This window comes from Vibrio gigantis (assembly GCF_024347515.1).
In the GTDB taxonomy this organism is placed as follows: Bacteria; Pseudomonadota; Gammaproteobacteria; order Enterobacterales; family Vibrionaceae; genus Vibrio; species Vibrio gigantis.
Genome location: NZ_AP025493.1, coordinates 1,444,079 through 1,465,703, shown reverse-complemented (window position 1 = coordinate 1,465,703; position 21,625 = coordinate 1,444,079). Strand labels below are relative to the sequence as shown.

20 protein-coding genes are annotated in these 21,625 nt (G+C 45.0%); 9 read left to right on the top strand and 11 right to left on the bottom strand.

Annotated elements, in window-relative coordinates; translation table 11 throughout:
* Nucleotides 1–107: 107 nt before the first annotated feature.
* Nucleotides 108–983 (top strand): LysR family transcriptional regulator, encoded by an 876-nt coding sequence (locus OCV56_RS22585; protein WP_315973290.1) that lies wholly within the window; start codon nucleotides 108–110, stop codon nucleotides 981–983.
* A gap of 248 nt (nucleotides 984–1,231) precedes the next feature.
* On the top strand, nucleotides 1,232–1,789 hold the full coding sequence (locus OCV56_RS22580; RefSeq protein ID WP_086714756.1) for a cytochrome b: 558 nt from the start codon (nucleotides 1,232–1,234) through the stop codon (nucleotides 1,787–1,789).
* A gap of 182 nt (nucleotides 1,790–1,971) precedes the next feature.
* Here OCV56_RS22580 and OCV56_RS22575 read toward each other — a convergent pair whose 3' ends face one another.
* Entirely contained in the window at nucleotides 1,972–2,163 is a 192-nt protein-coding gene (locus tag OCV56_RS22575; protein ID WP_086714755.1) for a carbon storage regulator, read from the bottom strand.
* A gap of 9 nt (nucleotides 2,164–2,172) precedes the next feature.
* Nucleotides 2,173–2,859, bottom strand: coding sequence for a hypothetical protein (locus tag OCV56_RS22570; protein WP_086714754.1), 687 nt, complete (start codon nucleotides 2,857–2,859; stop codon nucleotides 2,173–2,175).
* 82 nt (nucleotides 2,860–2,941) lie between these two features.
* On the opposite strand from OCV56_RS22570, the gene OCV56_RS22565 reads away from it, so the two are divergent.
* Nucleotides 2,942–3,274: a hypothetical protein gene (locus OCV56_RS22565; protein ID WP_086714753.1), complete on the top strand. Its 333-nt coding sequence runs from the start codon at nucleotides 2,942–2,944 to the stop codon at nucleotides 3,272–3,274.
* A 358-nt stretch (nucleotides 3,275–3,632) separates the two neighbouring features.
* Entirely contained in the window at nucleotides 3,633–4,457 is an 825-nt protein-coding gene (locus tag OCV56_RS22560; protein ID WP_086714752.1) for an SDR family NAD(P)-dependent oxidoreductase, read from the top strand.
* 19 nt (nucleotides 4,458–4,476) lie between these two features.
* Here OCV56_RS22560 and OCV56_RS22555 read toward each other — a convergent pair whose 3' ends face one another.
* A complete protein-coding gene (locus tag OCV56_RS22555; RefSeq protein ID WP_086714751.1) occupies nucleotides 4,477–5,178 on the bottom strand; it encodes a lipoate--protein ligase family protein in 702 nt (233 codons plus the stop codon).
* 230 nt (nucleotides 5,179–5,408) lie between these two features.
* Between OCV56_RS22555 and OCV56_RS22550 the strand changes: the two genes are divergently transcribed.
* From OCV56_RS22550 to OCV56_RS22535, 4 genes are all read left to right on the top strand, one after another.
* Nucleotides 5,409–6,308, top strand: coding sequence for a homocysteine S-methyltransferase family protein (locus OCV56_RS22550; protein ID WP_086714750.1), 900 nt, complete (start codon nucleotides 5,409–5,411; stop codon nucleotides 6,306–6,308).
* 113 nt (nucleotides 6,309–6,421) lie between these two features.
* Entirely contained in the window at nucleotides 6,422–7,432 is a 1,011-nt protein-coding gene (locus tag OCV56_RS22545; RefSeq protein WP_086714749.1) for a Gfo/Idh/MocA family protein, read from the top strand.
* Between the two features lie 9 nt (nucleotides 7,433–7,441).
* Entirely contained in the window at nucleotides 7,442–8,950 is a 1,509-nt protein-coding gene (locus OCV56_RS22540; RefSeq protein WP_086714748.1) for an SgrR family transcriptional regulator, read from the top strand.
* Nucleotides 8,951–9,101: 151 nt separating this feature from the next.
* Complete coding sequence (locus tag OCV56_RS22535) at nucleotides 9,102–9,500, top strand: DUF1090 domain-containing protein (protein ID WP_086714747.1); 399 nt, start codon at nucleotides 9,102–9,104, stop codon at nucleotides 9,498–9,500.
* 176 nt (nucleotides 9,501–9,676) lie between these two features.
* Here OCV56_RS22535 and OCV56_RS22530 read toward each other — a convergent pair whose 3' ends face one another.
* The 4 genes from OCV56_RS22530 to OCV56_RS22515 form a co-directional block, all read right to left on the bottom strand.
* A complete protein-coding gene (locus tag OCV56_RS22530) occupies nucleotides 9,677–10,789 on the bottom strand; it encodes an HDOD domain-containing protein (protein WP_086714746.1) in 1,113 nt (370 codons plus the stop codon).
* A gap of 233 nt (nucleotides 10,790–11,022) precedes the next feature.
* Nucleotides 11,023–12,078 carry an alcohol dehydrogenase family protein gene (locus OCV56_RS22525; RefSeq protein ID WP_086714745.1) on the bottom strand — a complete coding sequence of 352 codons (1,056 nt, stop codon included), beginning with the start codon at nucleotides 12,076–12,078 and terminating at the stop codon, nucleotides 11,023–11,025.
* On the bottom strand, nucleotides 12,075–12,593 hold the full coding sequence (locus tag OCV56_RS22520; protein WP_086714744.1) for a TetR/AcrR family transcriptional regulator: 519 nt from the start codon (nucleotides 12,591–12,593) through the stop codon (nucleotides 12,075–12,077). The genes OCV56_RS22525 and OCV56_RS22520 overlap by 4 nt, the downstream gene beginning before the upstream one ends.
* A gap of 167 nt (nucleotides 12,594–12,760) precedes the next feature.
* Nucleotides 12,761–13,882 carry a multidrug effflux MFS transporter gene (locus tag OCV56_RS22515; protein WP_086714743.1) on the bottom strand — a complete coding sequence of 374 codons (1,122 nt, stop codon included), beginning with the start codon at nucleotides 13,880–13,882 and terminating at the stop codon, nucleotides 12,761–12,763.
* Between the two features lie 96 nt (nucleotides 13,883–13,978).
* On the opposite strand from OCV56_RS22515, the gene OCV56_RS22510 reads away from it, so the two are divergent.
* Nucleotides 13,979–14,752, top strand: a complete 774-nt coding sequence (locus OCV56_RS22510; protein ID WP_086714742.1) for an AraC family transcriptional regulator — start codon at nucleotides 13,979–13,981, stop codon at nucleotides 14,750–14,752.
* A gap of 88 nt (nucleotides 14,753–14,840) precedes the next feature.
* Here OCV56_RS22510 and OCV56_RS22505 read toward each other — a convergent pair whose 3' ends face one another.
* Genes OCV56_RS22505 through gshA form a run of 4 tightly spaced genes read right to left on the bottom strand, consistent with a single transcriptional unit; the run spans nucleotide 14,841 to nucleotide 21,617 of the window.
* Nucleotides 14,841–16,301: a glutathione synthase gene (locus OCV56_RS22505; protein ID WP_086714899.1), complete on the bottom strand. Its 1,461-nt coding sequence runs from the start codon at nucleotides 16,299–16,301 to the stop codon at nucleotides 14,841–14,843.
* Nucleotides 16,302–16,321: 20 nt separating this feature from the next.
* The gene (locus OCV56_RS22500; RefSeq protein WP_190960442.1) at nucleotides 16,322–18,193 is read right to left on the bottom strand and encodes an ABC transporter ATP-binding protein; all 1,872 of its coding nucleotides are present in this window, start codon (nucleotides 18,191–18,193) and stop codon (nucleotides 16,322–16,324) included.
* On the bottom strand, nucleotides 18,186–19,994 hold the full coding sequence (locus OCV56_RS22495; protein ID WP_086714741.1) for an ABC transporter ATP-binding protein: 1,809 nt from the start codon (nucleotides 19,992–19,994) through the stop codon (nucleotides 18,186–18,188). The genes OCV56_RS22500 and OCV56_RS22495 overlap by 8 nt, the downstream gene beginning before the upstream one ends.
* A gap of 6 nt (nucleotides 19,995–20,000) precedes the next feature.
* On the bottom strand, nucleotides 20,001–21,617 hold the full coding sequence (gene gshA / locus OCV56_RS22490; RefSeq protein ID WP_086714740.1) for a glutamate--cysteine ligase: 1,617 nt from the start codon (nucleotides 21,615–21,617) through the stop codon (nucleotides 20,001–20,003).
* Nucleotides 21,618–21,625 lie beyond the last annotated feature (8 nt).

Here is a 21,625-nt window from a genome sequence, read left to right as displayed (position 1 = left end):
TTGGTTGACGAAGAAGATAGTAACCACTGTGGATTTGTTATAGAACCAAGCTAAAATGAACACCATCTATTCCAATATCAAATACAATCATGGACAAGCTAGGCGCAATGCGCGTATTTCTACGCGTTATACAAACAGGCAGCTTTTCAGCCGCAGCCAGGGAGCAAAATACTTCCCAAGCGACGGTCAGTAAAAAAGTGGCCGCATTAGAAGATAATCTAGGTGTAAAGCTGATCACGCGCACCAGTCGCGAACTGTCACTGACTCAGGCCGGTCAAGAGTATTACGAACACTGCACAACCATTATTCAAGAGATTGAAGAGGTCGAAGCCAGTGTTCGCTCGCAAGTAAGTTCACCTAAGGGAACATTGCGTATTGCTGCACCTGCGCCTCTTGCGCGGATCTTACTCGCTCCGTTGATTGCCGAGTTTTTATCTGAATACCCTGAGATTGAGATAGATATGGTGATCGATGAGCGTCATATCGATCTCGTGGCTGAAGGTATCGACGTCGCGATTCGCGCAAGAAACCTGGAAGATTCCTCCCTGATTGCAAGACCATTATTTAGCAATCCATTACTACTCGTAGCTTCACCCAGCTACATAGAAAAGCATGGGGTGCCTAAACATCCACTCGACCTCAAAGGTCACGATTGCATTGTCTATACCTTCAATCGTTCACTCAACAACTGGCACTTTAGTAACCACAGCCAACAGATATCAGTGCCCGTTCGCGGTGTCTTTCGCAGTAATAGTGGTGAAACCAATTTAGAAATGGCACTCGCAGGGCTAGGCATTACTCAATTACCAATATGGATGATCGATGAATATCTAAAAACAGGTGCGCTTGTTACGGTACTCGAAGGATTCCCAAGTGATTCGATTCCAATCAACGCTATCTACCCTCAAAGTCGGCATATCCCGTTGAAAGTGCGTTGCTTCGTGAACTATCTCCAAGACAAACTTCGTGGCAAGTACCCTTAGTCTATTAACTCACCAAGGAACACCACAGCGTGAAAGACAAGCTAACAAGCGCATAAATTATAATGATAGAAGTCGAAATAAGGCGAAGAGTCATAATGTATTTCCAGAGTGTTTGCTGATGTCATTAAGAGGCTTCTATTCATTACAAGCTCCAAAATTTATAAATTTACCTATAAATACATTCATTTCACAAATAATCGACAACAAGCGTGTGAGGCTCGAAAGAAATCTAAAAATGAGTAAAGAACATGCCGAGTTACAATACCTATTCGCTATCCAGAGCATCCATCACACTTCACTGGCTTACTGGCAGCATGATGATCTACATGCTCTTATCTGGATTATTGATGGAGAGTCTGGAGGTAGAGTGGTTTTTTGACTCTCATACATCACTAGGCGTCGCCATCATCGCTGTATTAATCCCACGGATTGCATGGCGTATTATTGAAGGCTGGCCAGAACCTGTAGGGGGTTATAGCCGCACAGAGAAATATTTGGGTAAAGCCGTACATTGGTTACTAATGTTGTGCATGATTATGATGCCATTATCTGGTGTCGTTATGTCTGTAGCAGGAGGGCATGGCCTTCACATCTTTGCATTGGAAGTATGGCCGGAAACTGTCGACCTAAATACTCCTGGTGAAGTGTTAATACTGTCCCCTACTCTCCAAGAACAGTCTGAAACAGTTCACCACATCATTGGCCAGTACCTTCTACCCATTACTTTGGTATTACATGTAGCAGGAGCGGTAAAACATCACATCATCGATAAAGACCGAACCCTATTGAGAATGCTCGGGCGATAGTCTGTAAAGACGATCCAAATCGATTATTGAGGGCACGTGTCCCATGACCTCTTGCCCTCAGAACTCAAAATCCCAAACAACGCTTCCCCTAACCCGTCAGAAATCTCTGGGGACAATGGGGGTTGTTTTGGGTAAGAACAAGGAAATCTATAGAGGATAAATTAAGACCCTTATCTACATAACTAAGAGGTAGTTTGATACGCAGGGTTATTATACGTTTCTGCACGCCTTACCTTTAGTTTAGTATCAAACTCTAAACCCAAGTTAACGCGGCCAGCTCGGCGTTGAGGTTGAATTTTTATCGTAGCAATGACGTTGTCTTCTTCATCAAGAAGCAATACGGACTCATCAACTTTTCGTGAAATTGAAAGCATAAGTGACCTCTAGTTCGTAGTAAATTTTTGGTAATCCATACCGCGCGTTGGTACAAACTTACGCTTCCTAAATAACCGATTCCTTGCTTCTTCAATCGGGATAATTGATTGGTTCCCTTCTTTCATTACAGGCAGCGGATTCTTTTTGTTGCTGATTTCATTACGCACAGCACCAACATGGCTAAAGCCAGCAAGTAGTGCATACTCCAGAGTCGTTAGGTCGGTAGGATGAGATAAAGGGAATAGATGGCTAGCCGATAGTTCGTCATCAATATCAATATCTAGGTCAAGTTTCAGCCTCGCTAAAACTTTGTAAGCCACTTGCTTTCCTACTTGCTGTATTGCAAGGTCTTCAGTACCAAATGTACCAGCGTGTAATAAGAAGGCATCGCAAAGAGCTGTCCATCTAAATACTTGCATTAGAGGATCATGAAACTGTCCTGCTTTCATATCTTCATAATGAAGGCCGAACTCTGCGTATTCCCATAGGAAAAACATCGCCTGACCTAAGTACGAAGACTTTAAGGCGTTTACCTCATCAGGGGTGTTACTCCAGCTCATTAAAAAATCATCAGGCCAATCACCTGTATTAGCCAGATCCGCGGTTTGATTAATACACGTTAGTGTGTAGTGGCAGTACTCGTTGAGTTCATCAAGGCTTATAGCACTGAGTAGAGTTTCATTTTTTGTAGACATTCTTTCTTCTCAAAATGATTACGTTGACAACATAATAAACTCGATATTATTATACTGTCAACGTAATAAACTAGAGTTAACCATGAAACAGAACAGAGCTAATAGAATCCCAGTATCAACAAAACGCACTGGTTGTACCCCATTCAACATTAAACAAAAATCAGCGCAAGGATATAAAATCGGAGAGAACCCTGTTAAATCTAATGGTGAGTTCGAAGCTTCATATGCATCAGCTTTGGATAAGATGAGAAATATGGATTGTGCCGGCTGGCGAAATTATGGTGCCGGTAATAGCCAAAGTGCCCACAAAGCAATTGGTTGGGTATTAGAATCTGATGCTCAAAGATTGTTAAAAGAGAAAGATGACGAAAAGAGAGTAGAGCTATTCATGTCTCTCACCGATGTTGTGTATTAGAAATGTATTGACCAGCTAGGTGTATCATTCAACACCTAGTTGAGAGATACCTTTGTAAATCCAGCTTATCATCAGCGACATGTCGGGAGGCCTTTCTTTCCTGGAGCAAACAACGTACCAGCTGGTCATCAGCCTCTTTTTAATTGGTCTAGCAAGCTTTGGGACATTAATGAGTTAGGTCGACCTAATTAAACTCTAAATTGAAAAGTGACAGATAACACACCAACAAGACAGCCTGTTTATTTCAAATTTATCAATAATGAGTGCACTTCTTGCGTTGATCCTGTGAACCACTAGAAACTTTGCGCAGTGAAACTTTGTTATAAAAGTGGCTAGGATTCTGTTTTAAGGAAGGGATATGCAAAAAATAATTCTGATCACAGGAGCCACAGATGGCATTGGTTTGGAGACCGCAAAAGCGCTGACTCAACAAGGACACCACCTTCTAATTCATGGCCGAAACCCAGCCAAGGTGAGTAAAGTCGTAACCGCTTTGTCTCGCCTATCTAAGAGTGCAATCATCGAAAGCTACATAGCAGATCTATCAACGCTCTCTGAAGTCGATGCGCTCGCAACTCAAATCAAAAACAATCACAAGCGGCTCGATGTATTGATCAACAATGCTGGCGTATACAAGGTTTCAGACGTCACCACCTCAGACAACCTTGATGTACGCTTTGTTGTGAACACCATTGCGCCTTATCTACTGACACAAAAGCTGCTCCCTCTTTTTGATACGACAGGTCGTATCGTCAACCTATCTTCAGCAGCCCAATCAACCGTAGATTTAGAAGCGCTTATCAGTTCGAGCGCCGGCAAATTAGATGGCCCAGTTTACGCGCAAAGTAAGCTCGCGCTGACGATGTGGTCTATCGAATTGGCCAACACTCTATTAGATAATGGACCTTCGGTGATCCCGGTGAACCCTGCTTCTTTCCTCGGCAGTAAATTGGTCAAAGAAGCTTATGGCGTGGACGGCAACGATCTGGCGATTGGCGCCGATATCCTTTGTCGCGCAGCACTCAGTGACGAGTTTTCCGACGCTTCCGGTCAATACTTCGATAACGATTCAGGGTTATTCAAAGCCCCTCATGCCGATGCATTGAACCCCGCTAAAAACCGTAAATTAGTGGAAGCGCTTGACCAGTTGCTAGAAGAAAAGTTGTGCGTCGCACCCAGTTGATTCTGGTAGACACATAGCATCAAGCATACTTGATAAAAGCTTGGCTTAACTGCTGAAAAAGTGAATCTACGTTGAGTAGGGATGTTACATGCTGAGACAGCAGGGTATGTACATGTGCATCCACCACGGTTGGATTGCCACAAACTTGATTATAAAAGTTCACGGGGGCAACGATGTGCTCTAAGTCAGCGTCTAACAAGATACAGGCTTGTGAAAGCACGATTTGACCGCCCCCGCGTTTAAGCAAAACACGCTGAGCCGTACCCACTATTTTTTGTTTATTGATGTTGAGGTTGTAATCGCCATCGCAATAAGAACCTGGGGTTGCATGGACATCCACATCGACGCCCAGCTCTTTAAAAAATTGCGTCAATACATTGCATAAATGTAGATACGCTTTTTGAATATTGTACGCTTCATCACGAGGCCAATGATAAATGTGCGATAGGTTAATGACACCCGGCAGTTGGGGAACGGGAGCGCCACCCGTTTTACGTGAAGATAGTCGCCAACCTTGCGACTCGAGTTGTTTTCTAGACTCTAACGTCACTGGCCACTTTTTACCTGCAGGCAAAACCAGTGTCGGCATTTTGGCTTGCCACAACATTAAGGCTTGTCCAATCTCACCAGCCTGAATTTGCTGTAATAGCTCGTCTTCTTTTTCAAACGCACGATCAACATCAATGTGCGGGTAACGCACGAGTTTATTCGTTAACTTCAATGCACTTTTCCTCTACAACTTGTTGTGTTCGAATTATTCACAGGCCCCAGTGATTAATAATATATCCCCCAAATCCAATACAGCATAGCGCCAGAGGCACAATATCTTATTATTCCTATTTATGCGGGATCGACTTAGTTAAAACCCTTCCGTTTGGATAGCTTTAGTCAAGCAAGGTTGTCTGATATGGTGGCGGCAGAACTTCAGCAATTGTTTAGATAGTATTGAATATGAAAACACTCACCATACTTGATGGCGGCATGGGCCGAGAACTCAAAGAAATTGGCGCGCCGTTCTCGCAACCTCTTTGGAGCGCTCAAGCTCTGATTGAAGCCCCCGGTTTTGTTAGCCAAGCACACCAAAACTTTGTCGATGCAGGCGCTGAAATCATAATTACCAACAGCTATGCGTGTGTGCCTTTTCACTTGGGTGAAGAACTGTTCGCACAAAGAGGCTTTGAGCTAGCGGCGCTTTCTGGCGAATTGGCTAAGGCTGTTGCCAATAGTGCTCCTCACACCGTGAAAGTAGCGGGTGCAATTCCACCGCCATTTGGTAGCTACCGACCAGACTTGTTCAAGGTAGAAGCAGCAGCGCCAATTATTCAAACCCTTTACGATGCCCAAGACCCAAACATCGATCTTTGGATAGCGGAAACCATTTGTAGTCTGCAAGAGTTCGAGTCCATTCATGCGGTACTCAAGCAATCAACCAAACCGTGTTATTACGCATTCAGCTTGGAAGATACCAAGGGCGATTCCGCTTCTATTCGTTCTGGTGAGAGCGTAACAGACGCCATCAAACTGGCCTGCAAATCAAACGCAAAAGGCATTATGTTTAACTGCTCAGTGCCTGAAGTGATGGATCAAGCCATTATTGATGCTAAGAAAGTGATCAATGAGCTAGGTATCAGCTTAGAAATCGGTGTCTATGCGAACAACTTTGCGCCTATCAGCAGCGAACATGAAGCGAATGACATGCTTCAAGAAATGCGCGAGTCGGATGGCCAAGGTTACTTAGCTTACGCCAAACGCTGGCACGCATTGGGCGCGAATATCATCGGTGGTTGTTGTGGCATCGGGCCCAAACACATTAAAGCCCTAGCCGATTGGAAGCTCTCCATACAGAGCTAAGCCAGAGCTTCAACTAGAATAAAATAAATAGAGAACAGGTTGAGAAATCTGTTCTCTATTTGTATGTGACGTCTCTGAGTACACTGATACAAAACAACGATTTGGAGCAACGGATGAGCAACACGCAACGCAAGATTAAATGGGGCATAGCCGGGCTAGGTAATATCGCCAATAGATTCGCAACCGCAGTCACAGACCACTCTCTGCATGGTGAGTTGTATGCTGTTGCAGCAAGAGCTCACTCTCGCGCAGCCACGTTCGCCAATAAGTTTGATTGCGATAAAGCTTATGGATCTTATGAAGCCTTGGCTCAAGATCCCGATGTTGAAGTGGTGTACATTGCCACGGTCCACCCTTATCACAAACCTCTAACCAAACTATTTCTGAGCCACAACAAGCACGTATTGGTAGAGAAACCTGCCTTTACCAACCTAGGTGATTGGTTAGAAATGAAAGCCCTAGCTGAGCAAAATGGTGTGATGTTGCTAGAGGCAATGAAGACTGTCGTGTTCCCAGCTTATCGCGAGCTTACATCGTTTTTAATCAGCAAACAGATTAAGCTTGATTCGATAGAAGCCAGCTTTGGCAACGAGCACGACTACGATCCTAACCTGTTTATCTTCAATCCGGATTTAGCCGGTGGAGCAACACTTGATGTTGGAGTGTATGGTCTGTGGTTCTTCTACGATTTATGTCGCACTCTTGGGGTTAGGCCTTCTATCCCTCAAGTAGAGATGTCGAGCCTCTATGAAGAATCAAATGTTGATACCGATTCATGCTTCCAGTTCTCTGGAGAAATCAGCGCGACCATATCGGCTTCAACGGTACGCAATCTGCCACGCGCTGCGCGATTAACTGGCCCAGACATCACTATCACAATTCAAGAGAAGTGGTGGAACCCTGCTCACATCGAGATCGAATACCAAAATAAAACCTTAACTATCCAACACCCGATTCAGGGTAATGGGTTCGAATATCAAATCGAGCACTTCTCGCAACTTGTATTAGAGGGCAAACTTGAGTCTGATATCCTAAGCTCAAAGATAAGTGCACAGGTTCTTGAAACCATGGAAAAAGCACTCGCTGATGCTGGCTACCAACACTTAACTCAACCTAACATTTAGGAATGCGAATTGGGCAACCTTAAGCGCAAGCTTGAACTGTACGAAAAGATATTTCAGACTTTTGGGCCTGGAGTATCACGCTGCCAAGTCAGCCAATTAGCAGCCTTGCTGCATGTGAGTGAGCGTCACGTTCAAACTCTACTCAAAGCAATGACAGCGCAAGGCTGGATTGAATGGCAAGCCAGTTCTGGGCGTAACAAAAAGGCACAACTCACCTGTCTGATTGAACCGATAGAAGCGTGCTACCAATATGCGAAAAACCAAGCAGATTCAGGCAACGTCGAGCGGGTATTTAGCACCTTAAGCTTTAATGGACGCAACGCTGGCGCGGAACTGCAAGCTTTTCTAAGCAGCGCCAATCAATCTGCACAGAGCGTCGCGTACATTCCCTTTCACCGTGAGCTTGAGACTCTTCATCCTCAGCGAGTACTTAGGCGCACCGAACGCTTCTTAGTGATGCAGGTTTGCCAACGCCTCACCTCCGTTCAGCACGGTAAGCTCAGCGGCGATTTAGCCTGCCATTGGCAACCCAATGAAGATGCAACTGTCTGGCACTTCCAAATTCGTAATGGCGTTCAATTCCACAGCGGTCGAACACTTGAAGCTCAAGACATAGCACGCAACCTTAACTCACTCAGCCAAGACAAAATATGGCGTCGCTGCTATCAGCATATTGATGAGGCCTCTGTCTCGACTGGTAATGTGGTTGTCGTGAAATTGAATCAACCTGATTGGCATTTACCGCGCTTACTTGCCAGAGTTGAAGCCTCCATTTTTGATCTCTCATCTTCGACCGATAGGCTGATTGGTTCTGGCGCATTCTCGTTAGACATTTTCTCGAGCAAGATGTTGAGATTGAGCCGCAATAGCGCGTATGTACACAGTACGCCCATTCTTAATCGAGTTGAGTTGTGGGTCTATCCTGAATGGGCACAGAGCAAAGCTTGCGCTCAAAATCAGGTGTGTGTGAAGCTGCCCGAAAAGACGATCACAATGAGTGGAGATAACTCTGCTGATCAACAGAATTTCGGCTCAACGTTTTTCAAGATTCAGAACCCAACATTGTCTAAACCATTTCGCGAATTCACCGTTGAAGACACCTCTGAATGCCAAGTGCTATTCAAACAGTTATCGGTTTCTGGTGAGAGTTCGATTGGCGTTGAATATGGACACTACCGAACCATCAAAGACATCGCGCTATGCAGCATTATTGATGAAAACGACACCTTTGCTTCGTGGCTAAGCTTCTTCAGTCGGTTCCCGTTTGGGGAGTTAACACTACCTGCTGAGATGCTAGAGACAATCGAACAAGGTTTAGCCTCAATAAGAAACCAGCCAAACTTTGAGTTAGCAATGAATGCACTGTTGATACTTCGGCTTTGGTTGAACGACTCTGGGATTGTGGTTGAGCTCAAGCAAGAGACGTTCAACTTAGAGGTGTCTGAAAAGATACACGGCGCACAAGTGAATGGTTTCGGTTGGTGCGAACTCGACAAGTTATGGATTAGCCATTTGTAAGTCTAACCATGTTCAAAATAAGTCATTATGCACAGCGACTTATCTTTAACACTCCCCTGCCAATAGCAAAGTAATCAAGTGCTAATGTACTCTGGAAGTGATACTCAACAAAAATAGCACAAGCTAAACAGCCCCAATAAGAAGGTAAACCATGACTCGACACTTAAAAGGCTCATTATTGTTTCTTTGCGCACTCTCTTTTAACAGCATGGCGAGCACCCAATGCGACGCTCTCGCGGGTTGCGAGAAGAAGTTCTGTGAGATCGAATATCAAATTAAGAAAGCAGAACAATACGACAACCAGTACAAAGTAGAGCGATTAACAAAAGCGTTGAAAGCCGCGAAAGAAAACTGCACCAATGAGGGTTTGAAAGAAGACCTCCGTGACAAAATCGAATCCAATGAAGAAGATTTGGCCGAATACAGAGCTGACTTAGAAGAAGCAAAAAGAGACGATAAAGCGGATAAGATTCAAAAATACCAACATAAGATCGAAAAAGAACTGCATAAAATCGATCGCTTAAAGCAAGAGTTAGCAGAGATCCCTTAAACAGCACTTGTTTTCAGCTAAGCCCCTTGCTCTAAGCTACCCCTAGTTTCGATACATCATTTAGCTACCAATGATGTATCAAAACTAGAAACAAAAATGGTCTTACATATCAATAAGGCCATTTAAAGCATGCTGATTTAAACAACATCCACAATTAACAAAGCAAATTCGACAGCTTATCCCACCAACGCCAATTCAGACTCTTTGTAGATGCGGTTAGCTACCTTGTACGCTTCCGGTGACGTCAGCCTCTCTTTGCATCGACTCTTAAACTGCTCGATATCTATCATCTGCTCTTCTAATAAGCACGTCAGCTCACTCAATGAGTTAGCCTCAAACACAGCTTGGCCAAGTGGAGTGCATGCGTATCTGCTCGATTCTTGATAACCAATAGCTGTCAGTACCGATTCAGGCAACTCCCAGAACTTAGCAATCGTGTAAGTCAGGCGAATAGAATAACTATTAATCAAACGCTTCAACGCCAATGAGTTAGACGGAACAGAAGGGTCAACATGCTTGAAAGCTTCTACCATCATTTGGAAAATGATCATCTTGCCTAAATTACGGATCAACCCAACAAAATATGCGGAAGCTTGGTCTTCTTGAGATGACGACTCTTTCATTAACTCCTTAGAAAAAGAAGCCGTTTGGATACTGTGATTCCAAATTTTTTCGCCGAAATGACGCCAGTAAATATTATTACCCGGCGTAAAGTTCTTCATGTAAGAATTCACCACTCCCTCAACAAGGCCTTGAGAGCCCATATTTAAGAATGCAGTTTTTAGGTCCGTCACCTGCTTTTCATTGCGTTTGTAGAACGCACTGTTAGCCAGTTTAACCACATCGGCCGCCATACTTGGCTCTCGCTCAATCACCTTTAGCAGGGCACCGACATCAAACTCATCACTCTGCAGTTCACTCATTAATGTCGTGACAGAAGCAGGCATCACGGGTAATTCATTAAGCAGAGCTTTAGGAGAACGAATCAAGCGTTCAACTTGGCACGCCACAAAGTCGCTAAATGGGTCTGATTCTGTTCGTAGACGTGACTCTCCAAACAGATAATCAAGAAACTCACCATCGTGAAAGCTCATCGCTTTGTCGACGATCAATGATGATGGTTGATTTGACGAAGGCGGTACAAAGATTGAAGGCTTAACAGCCGTTTGCCCTTGAGAGCAGACCTCATCTGAGGCAGTTTTCTGAGAGGCACTTTGTGAGGAATTTAGCTGCTTACCTTGCTTGGAAGCGAAAGGGGAAAATAGTGCCTGTAATACCCTTTTAAACATCAATACGGCTCCTAGATGAATACAAAACAGAACGGGATATATAACAGCGGCGATTATTACACAGCAGACTCATAAACCATACAATGATAAATAAATCATTAATTTTTCAGCTGTATAAGTTCTGTTACTCATCAAGTTGTTGAACCTAACAGGCGTATCTCCCTGAAACAAAAAGAGCGAGCTAATAACGCTTGCTCGCTCTCCTATGCATTGGAACTGTGATGCTAATTAAACTAGCGCTCCACGACTTTCAATACGATCTTACCGACGTGCTTTTTCTTCAAGAATTCGTCTTGTGCGGTATGGATGTCAGCCAATGGGAAAGACTGCGCGACAATTGCGCCGATCTGCTGTTTCTCAATGCGGTTAACCAAGTTTTGGAATACTTGCGGTTCCAAAACCGTGCAACCAAAAAAGCTCAGGTCTTTCAGGTACAGAGTACGAACATCTAGCTCGACCATCGCACCACCAATCGCACCAGACACGGCATAACGACCGTGCGGCTTTAGGACGTCAAGAAACTCTGGCCACTTATCACCCGCCACTAAATCAATCACAACGTTCACGCTGCTTTCGCCCAACGTTTCGACTAAATCAGCATCGCGAGCAATGACCTCATCGGCACCAAGCTCAAGTAACTGTTGGTTTTTGCTTGGGCTAGTAATCGCAATCACGTAAGCACCGCGTGCTTTCGCCAATTGAATCGCCGCTGACCCCACACCGCCCGATGCGCCAGAAATCAGCACGCGATCACCTTCAACCACACTTGCGCGAGTCAGCATGTTCTCTGCTGTCGAGTAAGAACATGGAAAAGACGCCAGTTCAACATCCGACATAGAACTGTTCACTGCATAAGCGTGCTTTGCTGCGACTTTAGTGTATTCAGCAAAACCGCCATCACACTCAGAACCAAAATACCATGGTTGTGGCAGATCTCGCCCATACACCTCCGTTAAACAAGGTTCGATAAGAACACGCTCACCAATACGATCTTCAGAGACTTCATTACCGACTGCTACAATGAAACCGCACACATCAGCACCTTGGATACGAGGAAACTTTAGCGCTTCACCCGACCAACTGGCATCGTCTGAATCATCGCTTTTTGAGTACCAGCCGATTCGTGTGTTGATATCGGTATTGTTAACGCCTGCTGCCATCACTTTAATCAGCACTTCATTAGGTTCGATTTGAGGTACAGCGATATCTTCGCGGTAGCCAAGCATTTCTGCTCCGCCGTGACCCAACATCTCTACGCCTTTCATCATTTTCGGTATTTCGAATTTCATCGTGTTTCCTTGAGTAATTTTGTCACCATATTCTGTGCTGATGCCACCGCTTCCTCGCCTAATACTGGCCACGCGCTTGATACGCCTTCATGAAGTAAAAACAGGGGCGTTGCGAGATCATCTCGCAGGCTCTGCTCGCCTATAAGCAAACGAACTTGTTCTTTATGTTGCGTAACTGCTTGGTTGATAAGCTCATTATCTGGGAACGCAGCAATGGCATTCATCGACATGCAGCCGTGCGGCGCATACTCTTCTAGCCATTGTTGAAGTTTGTTGAAAATATGAACGACAGCTTCCAAACCAGCCTCAGGAGATGCTTCTAACAGGAAGTTAAGGTAGCGCTGATGTCGGTATTCCAATGCACCAACAATCATCGCTTCTTTTGAAGGGAAGTGTTTATACAGGGTTCTTAGGCTGACATTGCACGCCGTTTTCAGTTGTGCAACGCTCGGTTCCGCAAAGCCCTGTTGGCTAAATGCCACTTCAAGGCTTGCTGCAATCTGTTCTCTCAACATGGTGCTCTCTTACATACCCTTTAGGTAGAATGATTGTTCTACCTAAAGGGTAGAACGATCACTCTACCCATGTCAATATCCCTATTTACGAATCAATGAAATGAAAAATTCCGCTCCAAAATAGGGTGCGGAATTTATCGATATAGATGAGAGACTTACCGTTTAGGCTAGAGTCGACTGCGTATCGCCACCAACACAGATAATGCGCCACAAAGTACTAGCACCACACCTAGATCTTGAATCATTCCCGCTAGAGCGAGCCCAGACCCAATCAAGGTGTAATACATCAAACCAAGCAATGCCCCTGCACTTCCGGCTTGAGATTGGTAAAGTACCAAGGCTCGGCTCAGTACATTAGGAATCGCAATTCCAAACGCCATCACCACCAGCACCATCGGTAGTAAGAACCAAATCGTGTCCTGTGAAAAGTACACACCCACCGCACCTAGCGTTTGAAGACCAGCGGCTAGTCCAATCAAAGAGGTAGAGGAAACTTGCCGCTTTAATAACGACTTATTAACCAAACTTCCTAGCAAGGTTCCGAACCCAAGAACGACACCGCTATAACCAAACTGCTCGATACTAAATCCAAGCTGTAAGAAGGTGAATGAACCTAGTTGGTAATACGAAAACAGCGCAATATTGAACGATGCGACAAGCAGTGCTGAAATCCAAATGCTGCCGTCTTTGACCATGCGAATACCGAGCGATTTTAGATGCAACGGCTGCTTAGATTGCTGTGTTTCCGGCAAAGACCACAAACTGTGTGCTATTAGTGCCAACACCATAATAAGTAAGGCAGTAAATACGTATTGGTGTCCACCAGCCTCACTTAATTGAGCGCCAAGCAACAACCCAATGATTGGGCTAATCGACAGCCCCATCCCCATATAACCAAATACCTTAGCCAACTCTGGGCCACTAAAAGCATCTCGCAACATGGTCTGAGTAACAACCGAGCCAACGGCAAGCCCGAATGCCCCCATCACTCTTGCTATCATCAACCAAGTAAAGCTATTGGTTTGCATGGCAATGACTGCCGAACTGGCAAATAACCCCAACCCCAATAACATAGTTGGTCGACGCCCCCACTTATCTGCCAACACCCCCCAAACCACCACACCTAATGCAAATACAGAGAAATAGACCGAGAGAGTTTGTGCTGCTTGTGTGTAACTAACATCAAAGGATTTAGATATTGAATCCAGAGTCGGACTATAGATGGTTTCTGCAATTTGCGGGAACATCGCTAGCAGCACCATTTGCCATAAAGAAGGTTTTGTTTTCATCATTTTTCCAAACCAGTGAACTTGACGAGAAGTCTAGGGGAAACTAACCTTGACTCGTTAACAACATTAAAACCAAAAACAACAAGATTGGGACAAATGGCATTAATTAGCGAAGCGAGTGAGTTTGATGCAGACGGCTTACCCGCACCTGTAATCGGTGTTGCTGCAGATATAGGTCAGCACGACTCAGGCATCCACTACCACAAGAAAGGTCAGCTACTGTACGCTCCGCAAGGCTGCATCACTTTGACCTTAGAAGACGCTCTTTGCATTTTGCCGCCGACCAAAGCGGTATGGATCCCGCCTTATACCAAACATAGAGCGCAGATGACTAACGTCGTGGCCTATCGTTCGCTCTATTTCGACAGTAGTATTTACACATGCCCGGAAGAGATAGAAATCATAGAGGTAAATGAGCTACTAAAGGCTTTAATCAACAAAATGTCGTTTTGGGACTGGGACATTGCATCCGAGCAAACCACCAATACTGCCAACCTATTTTGGGAGGAATTCTACTGCGCTAATAAGCACTCATTCATTTTGCCACTCCCCACAGATCGCCGATTCAAACGCTTTTGTGAACAAGTTAGAAGCGATTCGTTCTTAGCCCCCGGGTTATCGACATTAGCGGATTCAGTTGGGGCAAGCACTAAAACCATCACTCGATTGTTCAAGGCAGAAACAGGCATGACTTATCAAGATTGGCGACAACAGTGGCGCTTATTTAAAGCCATCGAACTGCTCTCAGAAAATCGACAGGTCGGCGATGTCGCAGAGCTATTGGAGTTCTCATCCAATAGTGCGTTTATTACCTTTTTCAAGCAACAAACTGGACAAACACCACTCGCCTTCACCAAGTTGAGAGCGTGACGGATGCGTTTCCATGAGTTCAGTTCAACGTCTCCTACATACAAAAAAACCAGAACATGAGTTCTGGTTTTTATTGAGAGCTAATAAATTAATCAATCAACACCAACGAGTCTAGAATCCCTTTGCCACTGTGGATCCCACCTTCGTTTTCACTGGCAGGTTTACTGCGAATCAAGTATCCCGCATAACCATCAAGCTGAGTGACTGGCTCACCTTGGTAATAGGCGGTGAACAGCCCAACCTCACTCACAAGATCATCAACTAACGTTTGTTGAGTATCTCGCACAGCAATGGTTGGAACATCACGTTCATGTGGATACAAACGTTGCATCAGAGCCCAGGCGTCGTACTCTTCCGGTTTGAGCTGGTTCAATTGTTCACTAATGTCATCACCAAATACGCAGTGACCGCCACCTTCACCTTGGTTTTTTAACACCCACTCTTGTTTAATCGCATCGCTATTGAACCACTCGATAGTATTGGTATTAATTGGCTTCATATCAGCCAGCACACTCTTAACTAGCTCTGCTTCTTCAAGCGTTAAACCCCAGCGCGCGTATTCCGATGCAGGCATCATGGTCAGCATCATTTGCATGGTTTTACTGGTGGCGAGTTGTTGGCTAATCGTGGCATTCATCGCCACATAGTGCTGCTCCATAAATAGACGAGTTTGACTCAGTGTTTGGCAACAAACAGACTCATTCAGATCCGGCGCCCAGTAATCAGAATACTGATAGCCAGCACGCAGATACACGACATCAATTGCGCCAATACCCTCAAGGAGTAAGCGTTGGTTCTCTCCGCTTGAAAGCTGCTTACTCAGCTGTTCAAAGGTACGACGAACCGTGCGAATGCCCTGTTTTTGTAGTTCGACCTCAAGTAGATGTTGGTCGTATACATTATCTTCGTTCTTCTGCACCACCATCAAAAATGTAGGTTTAGCTGAATCATCAAAGTGCTCTCTTACCTTTCTTGCCGAGGTCGCAATACCGAAAGCCATTTGCTCAAGCCCTTGGTTTTCTGCTGGAGTCGCTGATTTATCTTCTAACCAATTTTGATAAGTCTCTGGCCATTGGTTGTGCATAAAAGCATGGAACTCTGTCGCTTTTTGTCCAAACGGTGCCATACCTGCGGCAATGCCATTAAACTCAATGACTTTGGCTCCGTGTTTACGATCATCCATAAAGTCGGTTCGCATCAGCAATAACGGCTGTCGAGCAGGGTGTAGTCTTTGAGATTCACTGCCATGAGCCTGTTGATGCAATTCCATCAAACGGCCAAAAAACGGGTCCGCTTTCGCCATATCACTCAGAGATGACTGCAAGAAGTCGTGATCTTCTGAAACGTTGCTCACCAGTTTAGTCACCAAAGGCGTGACTTTAAGAAGATGCTCATAAACTCTACGTTCCATCGTCATCGGCGCGATACTAAAAGGACAATGCCTTGCCGTGTTATCAGATTGACGGAACGCGACGCCATGCATAATTGCCCACTCAGCAGCATCTTCGATGGTTTGTTGTGAAATCACTGGTTGTTTCTCTGTATTCATTACCATTACTCTCAAAATATTTATGCTGTAACAGCTGACAATCCTAGCTTGCTGCTCAAGTGTTCTTTTTCTTCTTGCTCCTTCTGAGCAAGATATAAATCACGATAGTCACCATTTTGATGGACTAATTCATCGTGGGTTCCGCTCTGTACGATCTGCCCTTTATTCATGACTAATATCTGGTCGGCATGTTTAATCGTCGATAATCGGTGAGCTACAGTAATCACGGTTCTGCCGTCTTGAATTTCCTCTAATGCCATTTTCACCGCTTCTTCAGTATCACTATCAATATTGGCTGTGGCTTCATCGAGTAGAAAGATCTTAGGATCGTGTGAAATAGCTCGCGCCAACGCCAAGAGTTGCTTTTCTCCAACAGAGAATGAAGCACCACCTTGGCCGGGGTGATGGTCGTAACCATCCGTCAAACGGGAAATAAACGAGTGTGCTTTCACTTGCTTAGCCGCCGTTACTGCCTTTAATTTTCGGGCTCTCTTTTGAGAATGAGAGCCTTCAGCTAAATGACTGCCTGTAAGATCGATATTTTCAAGAACAGAGCCACTGAATATAGTGGGGTCTTGCGAAACCAAACCAAACATTTGACGTAACTGCTCTTCAGGAAAATCAGACAGTGGCTTCCCTCCAATAAGCACCTCACCGCGTTGGTAATCATAAAAACGCATCAGTAGATTAATAACCGAGCTTTTGCCACTACCTGTGTGGCCTACAATCGCAGTAAATTGCCCCCCCTTAGCGACAAAGCTGACATCATTCAATACAGGGTTACCTTCTTCATAGCTTAGCTGCACGTTTTTAAATTCAATGTCATAAGGTTCAGAAACCTGTACCTTCTCGCGTGAATAGCGGTCGTGTTCAGACTCATCATCAAGTAGTTCAAAAACACGCTTTGAAGAGACCGTCGCCACCTGTAACTTTCTTAACTCCATTGATAACTGACGGAACGGGTCAAAGAATCGTTCAATATAATTAAGAAACGCATACAAGGTTCCCACTTCAACCACAGTGCTAAATGAAGCCCCTGCAAACCACGCCACTATACCCGCCGCTGTTAATGTCGAAACTAAGCGCGTTAATGGGATCAGCATAAAGCTGTCGATCGCAATCGATTTCGTTCTAAATTCAAACCAACTTTGGTTCTCTTGCTCGAATTTTTCTTTGAATGACTGCTGCTGACGAAACGCTTGGATCAGCGCCATACCTTGCAAAGATTCATTCAATCGACCGTTGATATTGCTCACTTGAATTCGAATACCATCGAATACTGGCATCGAGATCTTGCGGTACATGTGCATTGTCATCAGCAATACAGGAATCAGAACCAAGCTCAACAGCATCAAGCGCCAATCGAGCAGGGCTATCGCGATAAAAATCACCACGATACGTAGGGCACCTTGGATAATTGTTGGAAATGTTGAAACGAACATATTCCGCATCGCTTCCGTATCATTGGTGATATACGACACCAACTTACCCGCTGCCAACTTATCGAAGGTATTGATCGGGAAGTTAAGTACATGACGAAACAACTCTCGACGAATATCATTTACCACCAACAGAGCACTGTGACGGAAGGTCACCGCTTGCAAATAAGTAAACAGCGCTGCAATGATATAAAACGCTATCACTCCACCCGTGAGTATAACTAGGTGTTGAAGCTCGAATTTCTGCGGAACAATCACATCATCTAAGATGATTTTCGCTAGCCATGGGATCGCCATTTCCGCTCCGACGGCAATCGCTAACATTCCCAAAGCCAGTAAGAATCGAGCTTTATGAGGCAGTGAGTAAGCCAATAGGCGACGGTACATTGAGCTTGCTTCTGGCTTGCTCTCACGTAACTGTTCATCTTGAGCAGCGTGTTGTGACTTAGGCATAACTTGCTCCTGTTTCATTGATTTTTTGACTTGAGCTGTCTGCACTATTGAGGGGGATGACCTCATCTTTACCAAGTTGGCTTTGACGTTGATAAACCATGGAATACCAGCCTTCTTTTGCCACCAACTGATGGTGAGAGCCCTGCTCTTCAATTTGCCCTTGGTTCAACACTAAAATGTGGTCAGCTTCTATCAAGTTGGTTAAACGCTGTGTCACTAACAACATCGTTTTATGCGCATAATGCGCTTTTAGATTTCGGCGCACGACGACTTCGGTCTTCATATCCAATGCGCTGAACGGGTCATCCAGCAATAAGATATCAGCATCAGAAAGCAATGCTCTTGCTAAAGTCAGCCTCTGTTTCTGCCCTCCAGAAAGGTTGGATGCACCTTCTCTTAACTGAGTTTCAAATGCCTCTGGCATCGCTTCAATCTCTGCTTTTATCCCGGCCATTTCTGCGACATGCTTAATTTCATCGAGCGTTGCATCAGGTTTAGCCAGCGCTATGTTTTCCATAATCGATCCCGAGAAAAGGAATGGCTTCTGTGGAACCCACGCGACCTTATTTCTTAGAGAGTCAAAGGTGAGCTCGTCAATAGAGTATCCACCTAGCTTTATGTTAGAGCGCCCATTTAAAGGAAACTGCCTCATTAACAGTTGGAGTAATGTACTTTTACCGCCACCGGTTGGGCCTGTGATCCCAACTAGCCCGCCCTCAGCAACGCTGAAGCGAATCGCTTCTAGAGTGCGATTGTTGGCTTTGCCATGAGAAAATGAAACGATATTGATGTCCAATGTTGACTCAGTATCCGTAGGAAGGGTTTTACTTCCTTCAACGACCTCTTCAACTTCTGACAACAAGCTGTCTAAACGATCCCACGATTTACTACCACGCTGGAAAACATTGAACTGCCAACCAAATTGGAGGAAAGGGCCTAACAGTTGACCCAGATATAAAGTGAAGGTGGTAAACAAACCAACGGTAATGCTGCCCTGCTCAATCAACCATGCTCCGTAACCAAGTGAGATAACAAATGACAGGCCATACACTAACTGGATGGTTGGCCCAAACGCTGAGTCCACTTTCGCCACTTCAAGGTTCGCATCTAGCGTGTCATCAAGCGTTTTTGCAAAGCGTTGCTCTTGTCGTTGGCCGATACCATGTGAACGGACAGCGCGGATTCCCGATACCGTTTCTCGGGTTTCTTCACTCAATTCAGAAAAGCTTGATTGCGCTTTACCAAACGCGGTGTGTAAGCGCGTTCCATAACGGCGAGTCAAATAAACCAACAGTGGAAAAGGTAATAGAGCCACCGCAGTCAAATAACCACTAACGACGAAGATCATGCCAAAGATCACCGTAAACCCAGCAATCAATGAGTCAACAAGGGTCATAATACCCATGCCCGTTGCCTCTTCGACCGCATTCAAATCGTTAGTTGCATGCGCCATGAGGTCGCCAGTACTACGGCGAGAATAAAATGATGGTGATAGACGCGAGAACTTATGAAATAGCTCGCGACGCATCACTCGCGTAATACCAATAGCTGCACCGTACAATTTGCTTTGCCATACATAACGCAACCCATACATAGCGAATGCAGAGCCCACAATGCCTCCAACATAAAGCAACAAGAGTGACAATGTCAGTTCACCCTCGCTGATGCTGTCAACAATGCGCCCAATCAGCCACGAAGGGATAAGGTTTAATGCCGCCACTATTTGCAGCACCGCAAACGCCATCAAATATTGTCGGCTGAACATTTTAAGATAGCCGCGTAATTTCCAAAGAATATCCATAACTCGCTACTTTATTGCCTCTTGAAATTGGCAGTCTCGCTGCAATTGATTGTGCTGCTCCAAAAATGAATCAAAGCTAATCTCCTGGTGCTGTTCCATCAGGTGTTGTTTGAACAGTGACTGATTAACCAATGCGTGCAAATTCGCCATTTCTTTTTCAGCAACACGATGTCGACGATGGGTTGCCAAGTGTTCGTCTGAAAGGCGATGTATTAAGGCCTTGTGACTAACACCTTGCTCTTTCATATCTGCAAGTATCTGAGCGGATGGTGTTAAGTCACTGTTGTGCAACTTTTTACGCTCATGGTGAAGGCTCGAGGTAAATGAATCAGTCTCAAACGTCGCGTCAAAATCTTTGGCTATCTGATGAAGAGAATCCATCAAGTCAGAGCCAAGATCCTCAAGAGAAACATCGCCAGATAATGTTGGTAACATCAGCCCTGGCTTACGACCTTGAGTCGCCACGAGCTCTTGGCGTTGAGTCACAATTCGGCGCTCTTCCTCAGTCAACTCCGGGCTTGGTGCGAGCGCGCTGTAGACTAATAACATGTCTAAGAAGTAGCTTTGCTCAGCACTGATGCCTAATGGCAAGTAAGGGTTGTTATCCATACTGCGGAGCTCAACATACTGCACACCGTAGTGACACATGGCATATAAAGGACGTAAATGATCATTAACGATTTTAGGGCGAACAGAGCCATAGAGCTCATTCTCTAGTTGTAGTACCGAACCATTCATTTGTTGAGATGAACTAAGGTTTTGATAGCGCTCGCTTGGCCGAGTGAGGGCGTTATACAAATCGGCTAAATATTGCTGTCGATTGTTAAAGCTGACGGGATAAGAAGACTGTTCATCACTGCTATACCCTAAATTACTAATCCGCAGTGAGGTCGCCCAAGGCAAGAAATACGTATCTTCGTCAAACACTTCAAGGCTATGTTTTTGCCCTAATAGATAGCTTTTGTCGGCCGCAGGAGATGCGCCAAATAGATAAGGAACAAGCCAGCCATGACGTAATATATTGCGGATCATGTGAAAGTAGCGCTCTGATACAAACTCTTCTAGGGTCTGTTCACTGACGCTTCCATCTATACGCTGTTGATGATCGTATAGCGCAGTCCAGAAAGCTTCTGGCAGCGAAAAATTGTAGTGAATACCAGAGATAACCTGCATTCGTTTGCCATAGCGATTTGCTAGTCCTTCGCGGTAGCGCTTTTTCAGCATCCCAGCATTAGAATTGCCATAATCTGCAATACGAATAGCTTCATCAACCGGGAGCTTGGGCGGCATGCTGGCTCCCCATAAGCTTTCGCCTTTTGGTAAGTGCATAGCGACAAAGTGATGTAGAGACGCTAGGGAGTGAAAGGTGGCACTGCGATCGTTCATTGCAGGAGTTACTAACTCAAGCTGTGCTTCCGCGAAGTCGGTTGTGATATATGGGTGTGTCAGTGCCGAGCCAAGAGCGCTCGGATGAGCATGATGAGACATATCACCCGTAGACTGAGTACGGATCAGCTCTCGCTCAATGCCACGACGGATATCAACCAATGAAGCACGTACTTGTTCATTTTTGAGGATGGAAGCCCAATACGCTTCCGTCGGTCTTATTTCGTTTGTTTTCATTATTTCGT

Bases quoted from the DNA above. Each gene is read 5' to 3' on its own strand.
- OCV56_RS22585 (WP_315973290.1), top strand. From the start codon at position 108: ATGCGCGTATTTCTACGCGTTATACAAACAGGCAGCTTTTCAGCCGCA.
- OCV56_RS22580 (WP_086714756.1), top strand. From the start codon at position 1,232: ATGCCGAGTTACAATACCTATTCGCTATCCAGAGCATCCATCACACTT.
- OCV56_RS22575 (WP_086714755.1), bottom strand. From the start codon at position 2,163: ATGCTTTCAATTTCACGAAAAGTTGATGAGTCCGTATTGCTTCTTGAT.
- OCV56_RS22570 (WP_086714754.1), bottom strand. From the start codon at position 2,859: ATGTCTACAAAAAATGAAACTCTACTCAGTGCTATAAGCCTTGATGAA.
- OCV56_RS22565 (WP_086714753.1), top strand. From the start codon at position 2,942: ATGAAACAGAACAGAGCTAATAGAATCCCAGTATCAACAAAACGCACT.
- OCV56_RS22560 (WP_086714752.1), top strand. From the start codon at position 3,633: ATGCAAAAAATAATTCTGATCACAGGAGCCACAGATGGCATTGGTTTG.
- OCV56_RS22550 (WP_086714750.1), top strand. From the start codon at position 5,409: ATGAAAACACTCACCATACTTGATGGCGGCATGGGCCGAGAACTCAAA.
- OCV56_RS22545 (WP_086714749.1), top strand. From the start codon at position 6,422: ATGAGCAACACGCAACGCAAGATTAAATGGGGCATAGCCGGGCTAGGT.
- OCV56_RS22535 (WP_086714747.1), top strand. From the start codon at position 9,102: ATGACTCGACACTTAAAAGGCTCATTATTGTTTCTTTGCGCACTCTCT.
- OCV56_RS22530 (WP_086714746.1), bottom strand. From the start codon at position 10,789: ATGTTTAAAAGGGTATTACAGGCACTATTTTCCCCTTTCGCTTCCAAG.
- OCV56_RS22525 (WP_086714745.1), bottom strand. From the start codon at position 12,078: ATGAAATTCGAAATACCGAAAATGATGAAAGGCGTAGAGATGTTGGGT.
- OCV56_RS22520 (WP_086714744.1), bottom strand. From the start codon at position 12,593: ATGTTGAGAGAACAGATTGCAGCAAGCCTTGAAGTGGCATTTAGCCAA.
- OCV56_RS22515 (WP_086714743.1), bottom strand. From the start codon at position 13,882: ATGAAAACAAAACCTTCTTTATGGCAAATGGTGCTGCTAGCGATGTTC.
- OCV56_RS22510 (WP_086714742.1), top strand. From the start codon at position 13,979: ATGGCATTAATTAGCGAAGCGAGTGAGTTTGATGCAGACGGCTTACCC.
- OCV56_RS22505 (WP_086714899.1), bottom strand. From the start codon at position 16,301: ATGAATACAGAGAAACAACCAGTGATTTCACAACAAACCATCGAAGAT.
- OCV56_RS22500 (WP_190960442.1), bottom strand. From the start codon at position 18,193: ATGCCTAAGTCACAACACGCTGCTCAAGATGAACAGTTACGTGAGAGC.
- OCV56_RS22495 (WP_086714741.1), bottom strand. From the start codon at position 19,994: ATGGATATTCTTTGGAAATTACGCGGCTATCTTAAAATGTTCAGCCGA.
- gshA (WP_086714740.1), bottom strand. From the start codon at position 21,617: ATGAAAACAAACGAAATAAGACCGACGGAAGCGTATTGGGCTTCCATC.